This window comes from Streptomyces sp. NPDC088157 (genome assembly GCF_044741545.1).
Lineage (GTDB): Bacteria > Actinomycetota > Actinomycetes > Streptomycetales > Streptomycetaceae > Streptomyces.
In genome coordinates this window covers 566,028-582,563 of sequence record NZ_JBIUSU010000001.1, presented here as the reverse complement: position 1 = coordinate 582,563, position 16,536 = coordinate 566,028, and the positions used below count along the sequence as shown (strand labels likewise).

The following is a 16,536-nucleotide window of genomic DNA, read 5'->3' as shown; positions in this document are numbered from 1 at the left end:
GGAGGGCGCAGCCCCCGGGGACGGGAAGGGAAGGGGCGGCGGGGGCGGAAAACCCCCGCACACCGACCGTCACCGCCCGTTGAACGCGTCCTTCAGCCGGGAGAACAACCCCTGCTGCCCGGGCTGGAACTGCCCGGTGGGCCGCTCCTCACCACGCAGCTTGGCCAGCTCCCGCAGCACCCGCTCCTGCTCGGGGTCGAGCTTGCTCGGCGTCTGCACCTCGACATGCACGATGAGGTCACCACGCCCCCCGCCCCGCAGATGCGTGACACCCCGGCCGTGCAACGGGATCGACTGGCCGGACTGGGTACCGGGCCGGATGTCGACCTCCTCCAGCCCGTCCAGCGTCTCCAGCGGCACCTTGGTGCCGAGCGCCGCCGCCGTCATCGGCAGGGTCACCGTGCAGTGCAGGTCGTCGCCGCGCCGCTGGAACTGCGCGTGCGGCAGCTCGTGGATCTCCACGTACAGGTCGCCGGCGGGGCCGCCGCCGGGGCCGACCTCGCCCTCGCCCGCGAGCTGGATCCGGGTGCCGTTGTCGACACCGGCCGGGATCTTCACCGTCAGGGTGCGGCGCGAGCGCACGCGCCCGTCGCCCGCGCACTCCGGGCACGGGGTCGGCACGACGGTGCCGAAGCCCTGGCACTGCGGACACGGCCGCGAGGTCATGACCTGCCCGAGGAAGGACCTCGTCACCTGCGACACCTCGCCGCGGCCGCGGCACATGTCACATGTCTGGGCGCTGGTGCCGGGGGCCGCGCCCTCGCCACTGCACGTCGTGCAGACGATCGCCGTGTCGACCTGGAGGTCCTTGGTCGTGCCGAAGGCCGCCTCCTCGAGGTCGATCTCCAGCCGGATCATCGCGTCCTGGCCGCGCCGGGTGCGCGAGCGCGGGCCGCGCTGCGACGCCGTACCGAAGAACGCGTCCATGATGTCCGAGAAGTTCCCGAAGCCGCCCGCGCCGAAGCCGCCCGCGCCACCGCCGCCCGACTGCGACAGCGGGTCGCCGCCGAGGTCGTAGACCTGCTTCTTCTGCGGATCCGACAACACCTCGTAAGCGGCGTTGATCTCCTTGAACCGCTCCTGGGTCTTCGGATCCGGGTTGACGTCCGGGTGCAGCTCGCGTGCGAGCCGACGGAAGGCCTTCTTGATCTCTTCCTGCGACGCATCACGGCGCACGCCGAGAACGGCGTAGTAGTCCGTGGCCACTTACGACTCCGCCAGGATCTGTCCGACGTACCGTGCCACCGCTCGTACCGCTCCCATCGTTCCCGGGTAATCCATGCGGGTCGGTCCGACCACGCCCAGCTTGGCGACTGCTTCGCCGCCCGAACCGTAGCCGACCGACACCACGGAAGTGGAGTTGAGTCCCTCATAGGCGTTCTCGTGACCGATGCGTACGGTCATGCCCGAATCCCCCGCCTCGCCAAGGAGTTTGAGGAGCACGACCTGCTCCTCGAGTGCCTCCAGGACGGGCCGGATGGTGAGGGGAAAGTCATGTCCGAAACGGGTGAGATTGGCGGTACCGCCGATCATCAGCCGCTCCTCGTTCTCCTCGACGAGCGTCTCCAGCAGGGTGGAGAGCACCGTCGTGACCGTGCCGCGGTCCTCGGCCTCGAAGGCGTCCGGCAGATCTTCCACCAGATGCGGCACGTCCGCGAACCGGCGGCCCGCGATCCGGCTGTTGAGCCGCGCGCGTAGATCCGCCAGCGAGGTCTCCCCGAAGGGTGCCGGGCAGTCCACCATCCGCTGTTCGACCCGCCCGGTGTCCGTGATCAGCACGAGCATCAGACGTGCGGGCGCGAGCGAGAGGAGCTCCACGTGCCGCACGGTCGAACGGGTCAGGGACGGGTACTGCACGACGGCGACCTGCCGGGTGAGCTGCGCGAGCAGCCGTACGGTCCGGGCCACCACGTCGTCGAGGTCGACGGCGCCGTCGAGGAAGTTCTGGATGGCCCGCCGCTCGGGACCGGTCATCGGCTTGACGCCGGCCAGCTTGTCGACGAACAGCCGGTAGCCCTTGTCCGTGGGGATCCGCCCGGCACTGGTGTGCGGCTGGGCGATGTACCCCTCGTCCTCCAGGGCGGCCATGTCGTTGCGGACCGTCGCCGGGGAGACGCCGAGGCTGTGCCGCTCGGTGAGCGCCTTCGAACCCACGGGTTCCTCGGTACCGACGTAGTCCTGGACGATGGCGCGCAGCACCTGGAGCCTGCGTTCACTCAGCATCGCGCGCACACCTCCAGCAGTCGTCCCAGTCCCCTGGGCTCCTCGCCTGGCACTCTTCACATCCGAGTGCCAGCATTCCCCGGCCAGTGTACGGCTGTGGGGTACACCCGGGGCAAGGTCGGCCCCTGGCGTAGCGTCCTGGGGCTAGCGTCGCGGTATGACGGTGACTTGGGAAGAGCTCGGATGGGAGCGGGTCGCGGCCGGGGTGGGGCGGGTGCGGCTGCCGGGCTGGGACTGCACGGCGGGGCTGGTCGTCGGGGCGGGCGCGGTGCTGATGATCGACGCGGGGTCGAGCCTGGCGGAGGGGGTGCGGCTGCGGGCTTGGGCCGAGGAACTCAGCGGCTCCCGTGTGACCCATCTCGCGCTCACCCACCCGCACTTCGACCATGTGTTCGGTGCGGCGGCGTTCGCGGGCGCGGAGGTCTTCGGGGCGGTGGGCGTGGACACCGTGTCGGCCGAGGGACTGCGGGCGGACGCGGTGCGCAACGGTCTCGACGAGACGGCGGCGACCGAGGCCGCGGACACACTCGTCCGGCCCCGGCATCTCGTCTCCGGTGAGTGGACCCTCGACCTGGGCGGCGGCCGACAGGTGCTGCTGGCGAACGTCGGGCCCGGTCACACCGCCCATGACCTGGCGGTCCTGGTCCCCGGCAGCCCGGAGACGGTGTTCTGCGGCGACCTCGTCGAGGAGTCCGGCGAGCCGCAGGCAGGGCCCGACGCCGTACCGTCCCACTGGCCCGCCGCCCTCGACCGCCTCCTCGATCTCGGCGGCGAGGACGCACTGTACGTCCCCGGTCACGGAGCGGTGGTGGACGCGGCCTTCGTACGGGCCCAGCGGGACGCGCTGAGCACCCGTTTCGGCGTGTCGCCCTGATCGGCCCCGGGCTTCTCCTATCGTCATCCGAATGCGCCCACCCGTCTCCCACCACCACCCTTCCCCCGAAGGCCCCGCGGGCCCGCGCCCCCGTACGTACTCCGCCGACCTGACCCCTGCCTGGAAGAAGCCGAAGCCCGTCCCCGAGGTCGCGGCGGAGCCCGGGCTCGTGGTGGAGGAGCCCGGCACCGGGTTCTGCGGGGCGGTCATCCGCTGCGAGGCGGGCACGGTGACGCTGGAGGACCGCTTCGGCAAGCACCGGGTGTTCCCGCTGGAACCGCGCGGCTTCCTCCTGGAGGGCAGGGTCGTGACCCTGGTGCGGCCGGCATCCTCGGCTCCCGGCCGTCCCACCCGCACCGCCTCCGGTTCGGTCGCCGTCCCCGGCGCACGCGCGCGGGTCGCCCGGGCCGGCCGTATCTACGTCGAGGGCCGGCACGACGCCGAGCTGGTCGAGAAGGTGTGGGGCGACGACCTGCGCGTCGAGGGCGTGGTCGTGGAGTACCTGGAGGGCGTGGACGACCTGCCGTCGATCGTCGCCGGGTTCGCGCCGGGCCCGGACGCGAAGCTGGGCGTCCTGGTGGACCACCTCGTCCCCGGCACGAAGGAGTGGCGCATCGCGCAGGCGGTCACGAGCGAGCACGCCCTGGTCGTCGGCCACCCGTACATCGACATCTGGGAAGCCGTGAAGCCGTCGTCCGTCGGGATCGCGGCCTGGCCACGGGTGCCGCACGGCCAGGACTGGAAGACGGGCGTGTGCCGGGCACTGGGCTGGCCCTCGGAGAACACCGGGGCGGTCTGGCAGGCGATCCTGAAGCGGGTGGGGTCCTACCGGGACCTCGAGCCGGAGCTGCTGGGGCGGGTCGAGGAACTGATCGACTTCGTGACCGTCTCCTGAAACCCGCGTCCCGCGGCCCGGCGACTCAGTCCACCAGGTCCCGCACCACCGCGTCCGCCAGCAGCCGCCCGCGCAGGGTGAGCACGGCACGCCCCGCGTCGTAGGGGCCGCCGTCGAGCAGTCCGTCCGCCAGGGCCCGCCGCGCTGCCGCGAGCCCGTCCGGCCGCAGCAGGTCCAGCGGTACGCCCTCCCGCAGCCGCAGCTCCAGCAGGATCCGCTCCACGCGCCGGTCCTCGTCCGCGAGGAGCTCCCGTCCGGCGCCCGGCGACCGTCCCTCCGCGAGCGCCGCCGCGTACGCTCCCGGGTGCTTGACGTTCCACCAGCGCACGCCGCCCACGTGCGAATGGGCCCCCGGGCCCGCGCCCCACCAGTCGGCGCCGCGCCAGTACAGCTCGTTGTGCAGACAGCGGCCCGCCTTGGAGGTGGCCCAGTTCGACACCTCGTACCACTCGTAACCCGCCGCGGCGAAAGTCTCCTCGGCGATCAGATAGCGGTCGGCGTGGACGTCGTCGTCGGTCATCGGGACCTCGCCCCGGCGGATCCGGCGGGCGAGCTGGGTGCCCTCCTCGACGATCAGGGCGTACGCCGAGACATGGTCGGGGCGGGCGCCCAGGGCGGCGTCCAGCGAGGCCCGCCAGTCGTCGTCCGACTCGCCCGGGGTGCCGTAGATCAGGTCCAGGTTGACGTGGTCGAAGCCCGCCGCCCGGGCCTCCGCCACGCAGCGCTCGGGCCGACCGGGGGTGTGCGTGCGGTCGAGCACCTTCAGCACATGCTGTCTGGCGCTCTGCATGCCGAAGGAGACCCGGTTGAAGCCGCCCTGGCGGAGGGTGGCCAGGTAGGCGGGGTCGACGGACTCCGGGTTCGCCTCCGTCGTCACCTCCGCGTCCGGCGCGAGACCGAACTCGTCACGGATCGCGCCCAGCATCCGTACGAGGTCGGAGGCGGGCAGCAGGGTCGGCGTGCCGCCGCCGACGAAGACCGTGCGGACCTCGCGCGGGTCGTCGCCGAGAACCTTGCGGGCCAGGCGGACCTCGTCGATCAGGGTGTCGGCGTAGTTCTCTCGGGAGGCGAGCACACCTCCGGTGCCGCGCAGCTCGGTCGCCGTGTAGGTGTTGAAGTCGCAGTAGCCGCAGCGGGTCGCGCAGTACGGGACGTGCAGATAGAACCCGAGGGGGCGGTCGGCGGCGCCGGCGAGCGCGTGCGCGGGGAGCGCGCCGTCGTCGGGGACCGGCTCACCGTCGGGAAGTGCGGAAGGCATACCGCCCATTGTCCCGCACACCCACACTCCGCCCGCCGCCCCCGCACCCACCAGCCGCCGGCCTGCCCCCGGCAGGCGGTCCCACGCCCACCGCCCCGGGAGCCGAACGGCAGGCAGGCCTTGGAAACCAGCGGCTCCGCCCGCACCCCGGCCGCGCCCTGTCGCACCCGTCACACCGGGAGCCGAACGGCAGGCACACCCACACTCCACACTCCACACTCCGCCCGCCCCCGGCCCGCCCCCGGCACGGGGTCCCACGCCCACCGCCCCGGGAGCCGAACGGCAGGCAGGCCTTGGAAACCAGCGGCTCCGCCCGCACCCCGGCCGCGTCCTGTCGCACCCGTCACACCGGTTCGCACACGGCGCCGGACGCGCCCTCGGCCGAGCAGCCCGGCTGCGGCGCCCGTCCCGCGCACTCCAGGAATGCGCACACCACCCTCGGGGCGGACGGCGTGCGGCCGCTCAGCCCAGTAGCTCCGCTCCCAGCGGCCGGCCCGCGCGGGCTCCCGGCAGGATGTACGCCACCGCCGAGCCCCGGGCCTCGGCGAAGCCGCTCAGGTCGTCCTGGGCCGCCATCCGGCGCTGGACCCGTGCGAACAGCGCCGGGTCCCGCATGAACGCGAGGAACAGCAGGCCCTGGTCGGTGGGGCCGTCGGCGTAGGAATAGTTGCGGCGCAGCATCCGGGCTCCGGCGTCGAGGCGGGGGCTCACGGCCCGGACGTGGGAGCGCTCCGGGGTGACGTACCCGCCCTGCGGAGTTCTGGCGGCGAGGTCGGCTTCGGCGTCCTCGACGCCGCCGTCCAGCGGGCCGCCGGTCGAGCGGCGGCGGCCGACGATCTCCTCCTGGCGGTGCACGGCGAGCCGCGCGAAGTCCTCGACACGCAGGTGGACACGGCGTACGACGAGACAGGTGGCGTTGCCCGACCACACCCAGCGCTCGCACTCCTCGGGAGTGGGGGCGGCGGACCCGTCCTTGAAGCCGAGCAGGTTGCGCGGGGTGCCGCCGCCGTCGGGGGACGGCGGCAGGAAGCCGGCCTGCCGCCAGCGCGGGCGCAGGGTCTCGCCGGCCAGCCGGGTCAGGGTCTCGGCGGTCGTCTCGGTGGCCTCCGCCGTGTCCGCGCAGAGCTGTACGAGCAGATCGCCGCCGCAGCCGGCGGGGTCGAGCCGGTCACCCGTGAAGGACGGCAGGTCGCGCAGGGCGGCCGGGGCACGGAGGCCGAGACGGGCGGGGAGGGCGGGGCCGATACCGAGGGTGGCGGTGAGCCGGGCGGCGCGCGAACTGTCCGACGCCAGCGTCTGCGCGAGGGCGTTGGTCCACGTCCCGAGCACCGCCTTCAGCGCACGCGCGCCCGCCGTGTCGCGCAGGGCGGGATCGAGGTCGTACGCCAGGAGCAGCACGGTGGCCTGGCGCGGGGTCGTCACCCCGGCCTGACGCAGGCCGTGGAAACCGGGCCCGCGGGCGTCCTCGGGCGGCTCGGCGTCACGGGTACAGGCGGTCACGGTCAGCCCGAACCCCGCGCCGGCGATCAGAACGCGTCGGCGGGTGGGCGTATCAGATGCGGCATTCATCGCCTTCAGCACAATCCGGACGATACATCCGCGACTCCGGCCGCCCCGTCTCCCCCGCCCACCCGCCGCTCACAGCTCTCTCCCTGCCGCCGCGTCTGCCGGACACGCCGGACGGGCGGGCGCGAGCGGACGGGGCACGCCGGACGGGCGGCACGAGCGGACGGGGCACGCCGGACGGGGCACGCCGGACGGGCGGGCACGAGCGGACTGGGCACGCCGGACGGGGCACGCCGGACGGGCGGGCACGAGCGGACTGGGCACGCCGGACGGGCGGGCCGGGCAGGCACGAGCGGACGGGCGCACACAGGCAGGCGAGCCGTCACGGGCGGGCCGTCACGGGCGGGCAGGCCGACAAGGGCGGGCGGCACCGGCGGGCCAGCCGACAAGGGCAGGTGGGCGGGCAGCGGCCGGTTTCACTCCGCCTGAAGTACCAGCAGCGCGAGGTCGTCCTCCGGCGGCTGTACGCCGAAGTCGTGGACCAGCCGCCGGATCCGCTCCGCGATCAGCTCCGCGTCGAGCCCGCCGCACCCCGCCAGCGCGGCGGCGAGACCGTCCTCGTCGTCGAACTGCCGGGAGCCCGACCGCCGTTCCGTGACGCCGTCGGTGACGCACAGCAGGCTGTCGCCGGGCCGCAGCTCCAGGCTGTCGCTGGTGTACGTGGCCTCCTCGATCACCCCGAGGAGCGTCTGCGGACGCCCGGCCGTGGCGACCGAGCCGTCCGGCCCGAGCACCAGCGGCAAGGGGTGCCCGGCGGAGGCGAGCGTGCAGCGGACCCCTCCCTCGAAGGGGGCCAGTTCGCCGTAGAGGAGGGACAGGAAGCGGGTCTGCGGGCCGTCGCCCGGCCCGGCGGGGCCGACGAAGGCACGGGCGGCGGCGTCGGCGGCCTCGGTCGCGTCGTCGAGGAGCAGCTGGTTGAGCCGGTCCAGCACGTCGGCGACGCCGTACCCCTCGCGGGCCAGCAGCCGCAGCCAGGGCCGGGCGAGACCGATGACGACGGCCGCCTCCGGGCCCTTGCCCTGCACGTCGCCCACCGCGAAGCACCAGCGGCCGTCACCGGCCGGGAACAGGTCGTAGAAGTCGCCGCTCGGCCCGCCCTGCTCGCGCGGCTCGTAGACGAGGGCGCTGCGCACCCCGGGGATCTCGGCGACCGCGCCGGGCAGCAGGCCCCGTTGCAGAACGGCGCTGATGGTGGCCTGGCGGGCGTACTGACGGGCCGCGCCGATCGCGAGCGCCACCCGGCGGCCGAGATCCTCGACGAGCCCGGTGACCTCGTCGGGGAAGGGCAGCCGTCCGGTCTGCCCGATGACCAGGGTGCCCAGCGGGCGGCCACCGGCGATCAGCCGGTACGCCAGAGCGGCGCCGTGCGGGCCGAGCGCCGCGCCCGGCCAGGGAAAGGGCTCGGGTCCGGAGCGCGGACCCCCGTCGGGCGGACACGGCGGGTCCTTCTCCAGGGCCCGGCGCAGCTCCTCGACTCGGTTCTCGCAGCCGTGCCAGACCCGGGCAAGCCGTGGCCCGGGCCCGCCGGCCCACTCACCGCGCCCGCTCACCTCGTCCTCCAGCCACACCGCGCACCAGTCGGCCAGCCGCGGCACGAGCAGCTGGCCGGTCAGCGCGGCCACCAGATCCTCGTCGAGCTGCCCGCCGAGCAGATCGGACGCCTCGGCGAGGAACGAGAGGGCACCGCGGTTGAGCCAGTCCCGGTCCGGGCCCCCCACCGGTCGCGGCTCGGGGGCCAGGGCTTCGAGGAGACCCGAGGCAGGGCCGGGAGTCCGGCCGGGGATGCCGTCGTGCGTCACGTCGAACGGGCGGTCGGGGTGGGCGGGGAGGGCGGTGAGGCCGACAGGGCCGAAGTCGCCGAGGCGTTCCGCGCGGCCCGGGACGTCTTGCTCGTGACCGGGAACGTCGTGCTCGTGGCAGTGGGCTTCGGGCCCGTGGCAGTGGACTTCGGGCCCGTGGCAGTGGACTTCGGGCCCGTGGCAGTGGACTTCGTGACCATGGCCGAGGTGCTGGTGGTCGCGGCGGCCGAGGAGGTCGGCTTCGTACAGCTCGGCGGTCGTGGGCAGCAGTCGGGCCCAGACGGTCTTCGCCCCCCTGCGGTACGTCACCCCCCAGGCGTCGGCGAGCGCGGCGACCAGGCGCAGACCGCGGCCGTACTCCGGCGTCCCGTACGGCGGTTCACGGGTGCCGTCGCGCGGGGCCCGGGAGGGGTGGTGGTCGGAGACCTCGACGACGACCGCGCGGCAGCCGTCGCCGGGGTGCTCGGGGTCCTCCTCCAGCCGACACGCCAGCCCGACGTCCGTGCCGGCGTGCACGACGGCGTTGGTGACGAGTTCGCTGACGACGAGTGTCGTGTCCTGCGTGAGGCGCTCGCCCAGTTCCTCGGTGCCGAGCAGGCCGAGTCCGGCCCATTCCGTCAGCGCGACCCGCACGAGTTCGCGGGCCGCGCCGGGCGCGAGGGGGCTGCCGGTCAGGGTCGTGCGGATGTGCGGGAGCTCACTCGACTGCGCGCTCGGGTGTGCGGGCGCGTCGTGGGTACGGGAGGCGGTCTCCCGTTGCGTCGGAATGGCCCCCATGCGCAGCTCCCCGGACGGTTCGGATGCTCACAGGGTGACAGACCGATCCCGGCCATGAGCGCTGGGTTACCGAAGTGGGCCGTCCCGGGCGAGAACCGTGCTACGCGTGTGCACGCTCGTGTTCGATGACGCGCGGTTGAGGGGCGCAATCCGAGCATTCGGACTATGCCCCCGCTTCGCGCCACCGCACGCCTCTCGCGCCGCCACGCCACCTCCGGCTCCGCCGCGCCACCTCTCGCGCCGCCACGCCACCTCCGGCTCCGCCGCGCCACCTCTCGCGCCGCCACGCCACCTCTCGCGCCGCCGAGCCGTGTCCCGCGCCATCGCGCCGAGCGCCGCGCCGCCGCGCTACGCGCTACGCCTCGCGCGCCCCGGCGTACATCTCGTCGATGAGGTGCTTGTACTCCCGCTCCACGACGGGCCGCTTCAGCTTCAGGCTGGGCGTGATCTCGCCGTGCTCGACGTCCAGGTCCCGGGGCAGCAGCCGGAACTTCTTGATCGTCTGCCAGCGCTGGAGACCCTCGTTGAGCTGCTTGACGTAACCGTCGATGAGTTCCACGGTGACGGGCGCGGCGACGACGTCCGCGTACGACTTTCCGGCCAGCCCGTTGTCCTTCGCCCAGTCGAGGATCGACGGCTCGTCGAGCGCGATGAGCGCCGTGCAGAAGTTCCGGTCGGCGCCGTGCACGAGGATGTTGGAGACGTACGGGCACACCGCCTTGAACTGTCCCTCGACCTCGGCGGGCGCGATGTACTTGCCGCCGGACGTCTTGATGAGGTCCTTCTTGCGGTCGGTGATGCGCAGGTACCCGTCGGGCGACAGCTCGCCGATGTCACCGGTGTGGAACCAGCCGTCGGCCTCCAGGACCTCGGCGGTCTTCTCCGGGAGCCCGTGGTAGCCCTCCATGATGCCGGGGCCACGCAGAAGGATCTCGCCGTCGTCGGCGATGCGCACCTCGGTGCCGGGCAGCGGCTTGCCGACCGTGCCGGTGCGGTAGGCCTCGCCCGGGTTGACGAAGGAGGCCGCTGAGGACTCCGTCAGGCCGTAGCCCTCGAGGATGTGGATGCCGGCGCCCGCGAAGAAGTAGCCGATCTCCGGCGCGAGGGCCGCCGACCCGGAGACGCAGGCGCGCAGGTTGCCGCCGAAGGCCTCGCGGATCTTGGCGAAGACGAGCGCGTCGGCGACCTTGTGCTTGGCGCCGAGCCCGAAGGGGACGGACGCGGTGCCGGTGCGCCGGAAGTTGTCCTGCGCCGCCTTGGCGTACTCGCGGGAGACCCCGGAGGCCCACTGGAAGATCTTGTACTTGGCCCCGCCACCGGCGCGCGCCTTGGCGGCGACCCCGTTGTAGACCTTCTCGAAGATGCGCGGCACGGCGGCCATGTACGTCGGCTGGACGACCGGCAGGTTCTCAATGATCTTGTCGACCCGGCCGTCGACGGCGGTGACGTGTCCGACCTCGATCTGACCCGAGGTGAGGACCTTGCCGAAGACGTGCGCGAGCGGCAGCCACAGGTACTGCACGTCGTCGGGGCCGACCAGGCCGGTCGCGGCGATCGCCTTGGCCATGTACGACCAGTTGTCGTGCGGCAGTCGGACGCCCTTGGGCCGGCCGGTGGTGCCGGAGGTGTAGATGAGGGTGGCGAGCTGGTCCTTCGTGATCGCGCCGACCCGCTCCTTGATCAGCTCGGCTTCCTTCTCCAGCCGGGCGGCCCCGCGCTTCTCCAGCTCGTCGAGGGTGAGGATCCAGTCGGCGGTCTCGACACCGGCCGGGTCGATCACGACCACATGGGTGAGGGCGGGCAGCTCGGCGCGCTTCTCGACCACCTTGGCGAGCTGGGCCGCGTCCTCGGCGATCAGCACCTTGCTGTCGGAGTCCGAGAGGATGAACGCCGACTCCTCGGCGTTGGTCTGCGGGTAGACGGTGGTCGTGGCGGCCCCGGCGCACATGATGCCGAGGTCGGCGAGGATCCACTCGATCCGGGTCGAGGCGGCGAGCGCCACGCGCTGCTCCGCCCGTACGCCCAGCTCGATGAGGCCGGCCGCGATCGCGTAGACCCGCTCGGCGGCCTGCGCCCAGCTGAGCGACTTCCAGTCGTCGGGGCCCTCGCCGGACGCGGCGGGCACCGGGTACCGGTACGCCTCCGCGTCGGGCGTGGCCGCCACGCGCTCCAGGAAGAGGCCCGCGACGGACGGCGGACGGTTCTCGATCAGTGTCTGTGTGTCGCTCACGACATCCTCCGGGACCCGCGACGGTGCGGCTGGCTCGTTGCGGCGTCGTTCGACGCACGGCTGTGATGGACGGCGGCTGTTGTTTAACTCACGAGTAACTACCGAGCAGGCATCAGAGTAAAGGGCGACTGGCCAGCGCGTAAGGGGCTCCGGGCGGTCACTTTCTCCTGAGTACAGCCAAAGGGCCCGCCGCGCGACAGCGCGACGGGCCCTGAATACCGGCCTCCGCCGTGGCTACTTCTTGCCCTTGCCGGATCCCGCGTTCTCATCGCTGCTCAGAACGGCGATGAAGGCCTCCTGCGGAACCTCCACGGAACCCACCATCTTCATCCGCTTCTTGCCTTCCTTCTGCTTCTCCAGCAGCTTCCGCTTCCGGGAGATGTCACCGCCGTAGCACTTGGCGAGGACGTCCTTGCGGATGGCGCGGATCGTCTCGCGGGCGATCACCCGGGAGCCGATGGCGGCCTGGATGGGCACCTCGAAGGCCTGCCGCGGGATGAGCTCGCGCAGCTTGGCCACGAGCCGCACACCGTACGCGTACGCGGCGTCCTTGTGGGTGACCGCCGAGAAGGCGTCCACCTTGTCGCCGTGCAGCAGGATGTCGACCTTGACCAGACTGGAGGCCTGCTCGCCGGTGGGCTCGTAGTCCAGGGACGCGTAGCCGCGCGTCTTGGACTTCAGCTGGTCGAAGAAGTCGAAGACGATCTCAGCGAGCGGGAGCGTGTAGCGGATCTCGACCCGGTCCTCGGAGAGGTAGTCCATGCCGAGCAGGGTGCCGCGCCGGGTCTGGCACAGCTCCATGATCGACCCGATGAACTCGGAGGGCGCGAGGATCGTGGCGCGTACGACGGGCTCGTACACGTCGTCGATCTTGCCCTCGGGGAACTCGCTCGGGTTGGTGACCGTGTGCTCGGAGCCGTCCTCCATGACGACGCGGTAGACCACGTTGGGCGCGGTGGCGATGAGATCGAGCCCGAACTCGCGCTCCAGCCGCTCACGGATCACGTCGAGGTGCAGCAGGCCGAGGAAGCCGACGCGGAAGCCGAAGCCCAGCGCGGCGGAGGTCTCCGGCTCGTAGACCAGCGCGGCGTCGTTGAGCTGGAGCTTGTCGAGCGCGTCGCGCAGCTCCGGGTAGTCCGAGCCGTCGAGGGGGTACAGGCCCGAGAAGACCATCGGCTTGGGGTCCTTGTACCCGCCGAGGGCCTCGGTCGCGCCCTTGTGCAGGGTGGTGATCGTGTCGCCGACCTTGGACTGACGGACGTCCTTCACACCGGTGATCAGATAGCCGACCTCGCCGACACCGAGGCCGTCGGCCGACTTCATCTCGGGGGCGGAGACGCCGATCTCCAGCAGCTCGTGGGTCGCGCCGGTGGACATCATCCGGATCCGCTCACGCTTGTTGAGCTGGCCGTCGATGACACGCACGTACGTCACGACACCGCGGTAGGAGTCGTACACCGAGTCGAAGATCATGGCGCGCGCGGGAGCGTCCTGGACGCCGACCGGAGCGGGGACCTCGGCGACGACCCGGTCCAGCAGCGCCTCGACGCCCAGACCGGTCTTGGCGGAGACCTTGAGCACGTCCGCGGGGTCGCAGCCGATGAGGTTGGCGAGCTCCTCGGAGAACTTCTCGGGCTGGGCTGCCGGAAGGTCGATCTTGTTCAGGACAGGGATGATCTTGAGGTCGTTCTCCATCGCCAGGTAGAGGTTGGCGAGAGTCTGGGCCTCGATGCCCTGGGCGGCGTCGACGAGGAGGACGGTGCCCTCACAGGCGGCCAGCGACCGGGACACCTCGTACGTGAAGTCCACGTGCCCGGGGGTGTCGATCATGTTGAGGATGTGGGTCCTGCCCGGATCCTCGGTCGGGGCCCAGGGCAGTCGGACCGCCTGGGACTTGATCGTGATGCCGCGCTCGCGCTCGATGTCCATGCGGTCGAGGTACTGAGCACGCATCTGCCGCTGATCGACCACTCCGGTCAGCTGGAGCATGCGGTCGGCGAGCGTGGACTTGCCGTGGTCGATGTGCGCGATGATGCAGAAATTGCGGATCAGAGCCGGGGCGGTACGGCTCGGCTCGGGCACATTGTTAGGGGTCGCGGGCACGCAGGGTCCTGTCTCTTGAGGCGCCTTGTGCCTCGGGTCGGATCGATACGTAGGTTCCATGGTCCCACGGGCGGCGACCGGGGACCGGTTTGGGCCACTCGCGGGGCCACTGGTAGTCTGGGCAGCTGTGTCTCCTGCCCTCTCAGCACGAGGCACATCGCCTCGGAGAACCTCTCGGAGAACACTTCGCCGGGAACTTCGGGGCATCTCGGAAAATCATCGGTTCGGGACCCGTACGGGCCCGTGCCTGAACCTGAAAAGGCTCATTCGTGGCGAACATCAAGTCCCAGATCAAGCGGATCAAGACCAACGAGAAGGCTCGGCTGCGCAACAAGGCCGTCAAGTCCTCCCTGAAGACCGCGATCCGCAAGGCCCGCGAGGCCGCTGCCGCGGGTGACGTCGAGAAGGCCACCGAGTACCAGCGCGCTGCCGCGCGTCAGCTCGACAAGGCCGTCTCGAAGGGCGTCATCCACAAGAACCAGGCCGCCAACAAGAAGTCGGCGCTTGCTTCCAAGGTCGAGACCCTCAAGGGCTGAACCCCTGTCTGAGCTGATCTGATCCAATCGCCGGAGGGGTCAAGAGCGGGCCCTCTCATCCGCTCCCGTCCGGCACCCCCGAGCCTGTACGCGGCCTGCGTTCGCCACGCGGGTACGGGCTCACCAGCTTGATCTTTCAACCGGAGGCCCCGGCTTCCGCCCTTCCCCAGGGCGGGTGCCGGGGCCTTCCGTCTGCCTGCGCGTCCCGCGTCCACGGCGGGGAACCGCTCGTCACGACCAGAAGTCGTTGCTCACGTCGATGTCCTCGACGCACTCGTCGAGGTCGCTCATCTTGTCACCGACGATCCGGAAGACGATGCCCCCGTTGTCGTCCATGTGCTTGCCGTTGCGGTCTGCCGTGATGCGGTGCAGGGAGACGGCGTGCCCCCGGCCGTCGACGAGTACGGTGCGCAGGTCGACGCGCAACGACCCGCCCGTCTCCGAGAACAGCCTGCCGTACATCTCGATGACCGCGTCGAGGCCCTTGAAGTCCCCGGAGAGCATGTGGGAACCGGGCACGTGGTGCGTACAGTCCCCCGTCATCATCCCGCGCAGGGCGTCCATGTCCCCGCGGGTGAAGGCCTCGTATCCCTTGCGGACGAGCGCCGCGTGCGGGTGTTCAGCCATGTCGATCGCCACCTTTCGCATCCATCGGCGATGTGCGGCTGGTACGTCCGATTCTCCTCCCCGCCAGGGGAACGGCCACTGGATCACCCCGAAGGCACAAGGGCCGAGACACCTGGCGCGCGGACCCCGAGACACCTGGCGGAGACACGCGGGACCTGGGCATCCGGGACCCGGGCATCCGGGACCCGGGCATCCGGGACCCGGCACCCAGGACTTGGGCATCCCGGGCGAGGGCGCTCGGGGCCCAGCCACCCGGGGCGGAAGGGTGACCTACCCGCGGCCCCCGGACCGCGCCGCCCGCGCGATGGCCACGACGGCCTTCTCGAGGGCGTACTCGGGATCGTCACCGCCGCCCTTCACTCCCGCGTCCGCCTCGGCCACCGCCCGCAGTGCCACGGCCACCCCGTCCGGCGTCCAGCCCCGCATCTGCTGGCGCACCCGGTCGATCTTCCAGGGCGGCATGCCCAGCTCCCGGGCGAGATCGGCCGGCCGGCCACCGCGCGCCGAGGACAGCTTGCCGATGGCCCGCACTCCCTGGGCGAGCGCACTGGTAATCAGCACGGGCGCGACTCCGGTCGCCAACGACCAGCGCAGCGCCTCCAGCGCCTCGGCGGCACGCCCCTCCACCGCCCGGTCGGCGACGGTGAAGCTCGAAGCCTCGGCCCGCCCGGTGTAGTACCGCCCGACGACGGCCTCGTCGATGGTCCCCTCGACATCGGCGACCAGCTGGGACACGGCCGACGCCAGCTCCCGCAGGTCGCTGCCGATGGCGTCGACGAGCGACTGGCAGGCCTCCGGCGTCGCCGACCGCCCGGTCGCCCGGAACTCCTGTCTCACGAAGGCCAGCCGGTCCGCCGGCTTGGTCATCTTCGGACAGGCCACCTCCCGCGCCCCTGCCTTGCGCGCGGCGTCCAGCAGCCCCTTGCCCTTGACCCCGCCGGCGTGCAGCAGCACGAGCGTGATCTCCTCGGCGGGCGACCCCAGATACGCCTTGACGTCCTTGACCGTGTCGGCGGACAGGTCGTGCGCGTTGCGTACGACCACGACCTTGCGCTCCGCGAAGAGCGAGGGGCTGGTCAGCTCGGCCAGCGTGCCGGGCTGTACCTGGTCCGGAGTCAGGTCGCGCACGTCCGTGTCGGCGTCGGCGGCCCTGGCGGCGGCCACCACCTCCCGCACGGCACGGTCGAGCAGGAGGTCCTCCTGGCCCACGGCAAGCGTCACCGGGGCGAGAGGATCGTCATTCGCAGTCTTCCTGGCCATCCCCGAAAGCATCCCACGAGCCACTGACAACCCGACGACCTCGGACAGGCCGCTCCGTCGGATCGTCAGGGCTCCTCGCGCCAGCCCTCCCACTCCCCCGCGAACTCGTCCAGCACCACCGCGTCGAGCCGCTCCTCCTCGTCGCGCAGCAGGACGAGCCACTGCGCGTCCTCCGCGTCGTCCTCCCCCGCCAGCGCGTCCCGGACGACCCTCGGCTCCTCGCGCACCCCGAACCTCTCGCCGAGCGCCTGGGCCACCTCCTCCGCGGCATCGCGATCGGGCAGCACCAGCACATGTCTCACATCACTCACGGGACCATCTTCCGACACGCGCAGTCGGTCGAGGAGCGGCCGGGTCCGGCGGGCCGGTGCGGCCGGGTCCGACGGCC

Annotated in this window: 13 protein-coding genes; 3 read left to right on the top strand and 10 right to left on the bottom strand. The window is 72.1% G+C overall.

What is annotated here, in order from left to right; translation table 11 throughout:
* Window positions 1-69: 69 nt before the first annotated feature.
* Both dnaJ and hrcA read right to left on the bottom strand, forming a co-directional pair.
* Window positions 70-1,206, bottom strand: coding sequence for a molecular chaperone DnaJ (dnaJ, locus tag ACIPFH_RS02435; protein ID WP_020127760.1), 1,137 nt, complete (start codon window positions 1,204-1,206; stop codon window positions 70-72).
* A complete protein-coding gene (hrcA, locus tag ACIPFH_RS02430; protein ID WP_356249317.1) occupies window positions 1,207-2,223 on the bottom strand; it encodes a heat-inducible transcriptional repressor HrcA in 1,017 nt (338 codons plus the stop codon). It lies immediately after the preceding gene.
* A gap of 157 nt (window positions 2,224-2,380) precedes the next feature.
* On the opposite strand from hrcA, the gene ACIPFH_RS02425 reads away from it, so the two are divergent.
* Together ACIPFH_RS02425 and ACIPFH_RS02420 are read left to right on the top strand one after the other, a co-directional pair.
* On the top strand, window positions 2,381-3,097 hold the full coding sequence (locus ACIPFH_RS02425; protein ID WP_401822250.1) for an MBL fold metallo-hydrolase: 717 nt from the start codon (window positions 2,381-2,383) through the stop codon (window positions 3,095-3,097).
* A gap of 31 nt (window positions 3,098-3,128) precedes the next feature.
* Window positions 3,129-3,992 (top strand): DUF3097 domain-containing protein, encoded by an 864-nt coding sequence (locus ACIPFH_RS02420; protein WP_401822247.1) that lies wholly within the window; start codon window positions 3,129-3,131, stop codon window positions 3,990-3,992.
* Between the two features lie 25 nt (window positions 3,993-4,017).
* Here the strand turns inward: ACIPFH_RS02420 and hemW are convergent, their stop codons facing one another.
* From hemW to lepA, 5 genes are all read right to left on the bottom strand, one after another.
* Window positions 4,018-5,250 carry a radical SAM family heme chaperone HemW gene (hemW, locus tag ACIPFH_RS02415; RefSeq protein ID WP_401822246.1) on the bottom strand — a complete coding sequence of 411 codons (1,233 nt, stop codon included), beginning with the start codon at window positions 5,248-5,250 and terminating at the stop codon, window positions 4,018-4,020.
* A 462-nt stretch (window positions 5,251-5,712) separates the two neighbouring features.
* The gene (locus ACIPFH_RS02410; RefSeq protein WP_401822243.1) at window positions 5,713-6,819 is read right to left on the bottom strand and encodes a Dyp-type peroxidase; all 1,107 of its coding nucleotides are present in this window, start codon (window positions 6,817-6,819) and stop codon (window positions 5,713-5,715) included.
* Between the two features lie 413 nt (window positions 6,820-7,232).
* A complete protein-coding gene (locus tag ACIPFH_RS02405) occupies window positions 7,233-9,392 on the bottom strand; it encodes a SpoIIE family protein phosphatase (protein ID WP_401822241.1) in 2,160 nt (719 codons plus the stop codon).
* Between the two features lie 355 nt (window positions 9,393-9,747).
* Window positions 9,748-11,622, bottom strand: a complete 1,875-nt coding sequence (locus ACIPFH_RS02400; RefSeq protein WP_401822240.1) for an AMP-dependent synthetase/ligase — start codon at window positions 11,620-11,622, stop codon at window positions 9,748-9,750.
* Window positions 11,623-11,856: 234 nt separating this feature from the next.
* On the bottom strand, window positions 11,857-13,725 hold the full coding sequence (gene lepA, locus ACIPFH_RS02395; protein ID WP_401822238.1) for a translation elongation factor 4: 1,869 nt from the start codon (window positions 13,723-13,725) through the stop codon (window positions 11,857-11,859).
* A gap of 269 nt (window positions 13,726-13,994) precedes the next feature.
* On the opposite strand from lepA, the gene rpsT reads away from it, so the two are divergent.
* Window positions 13,995-14,261 (top strand): 30S ribosomal protein S20, encoded by a 267-nt coding sequence (gene rpsT / locus ACIPFH_RS02390; RefSeq protein ID WP_020127768.1) that lies wholly within the window; start codon window positions 13,995-13,997, stop codon window positions 14,259-14,261.
* A gap of 231 nt (window positions 14,262-14,492) precedes the next feature.
* On the opposite strand, the gene ACIPFH_RS02385 is transcribed toward rpsT, so the two are convergent.
* The 3 genes from ACIPFH_RS02385 to ACIPFH_RS02375 all read right to left on the bottom strand — a co-directional run bounded on the left by ACIPFH_RS02385 (window position 14,493) and on the right by ACIPFH_RS02375 (window position 16,459).
* A complete protein-coding gene (locus ACIPFH_RS02385) occupies window positions 14,493-14,888 on the bottom strand; it encodes a nuclear transport factor 2 family protein (RefSeq protein WP_401822236.1) in 396 nt (131 codons plus the stop codon).
* 270 nt (window positions 14,889-15,158) lie between these two features.
* Complete coding sequence (gene holA / locus ACIPFH_RS02380) at window positions 15,159-16,148, bottom strand: DNA polymerase III subunit delta (protein WP_401822234.1); 990 nt, start codon at window positions 16,146-16,148, stop codon at window positions 15,159-15,161.
* A gap of 65 nt (window positions 16,149-16,213) precedes the next feature.
* The gene (locus ACIPFH_RS02375; RefSeq protein WP_401822233.1) at window positions 16,214-16,459 is read right to left on the bottom strand and encodes a hypothetical protein; all 246 of its coding nucleotides are present in this window, start codon (window positions 16,457-16,459) and stop codon (window positions 16,214-16,216) included.
* Window positions 16,460-16,536 lie beyond the last annotated feature (77 nt).

Bases quoted from the DNA above. Each gene is read 5' to 3' on its own strand.
- hrcA (WP_356249317.1), bottom strand. From the start codon at position 2,223: ATGCTGAGTGAACGCAGGCTCCAGGTGCTGCGCGCCATCGTCCAGGAC.
- ACIPFH_RS02425 (WP_401822250.1), top strand. From the start codon at position 2,381: ATGACGGTGACTTGGGAAGAGCTCGGATGGGAGCGGGTCGCGGCCGGG.
- ACIPFH_RS02420 (WP_401822247.1), top strand. From the start codon at position 3,129: ATGCGCCCACCCGTCTCCCACCACCACCCTTCCCCCGAAGGCCCCGCG.
- hemW (WP_401822246.1), bottom strand. From the start codon at position 5,250: ATGCCTTCCGCACTTCCCGACGGTGAGCCGGTCCCCGACGACGGCGCG.
- ACIPFH_RS02410 (WP_401822243.1), bottom strand. From the start codon at position 6,819: ATGAATGCCGCATCTGATACGCCCACCCGCCGACGCGTTCTGATCGCC.
- ACIPFH_RS02405 (WP_401822241.1), bottom strand. From the start codon at position 9,392: ATGGGGGCCATTCCGACGCAACGGGAGACCGCCTCCCGTACCCACGAC.
- ACIPFH_RS02385 (WP_401822236.1), bottom strand. From the start codon at position 14,888: ATGGCTGAACACCCGCACGCGGCGCTCGTCCGCAAGGGATACGAGGCC.
- holA (WP_401822234.1), bottom strand. From the start codon at position 16,148: ATGGCCAGGAAGACTGCGAATGACGATCCTCTCGCCCCGGTGACGCTT.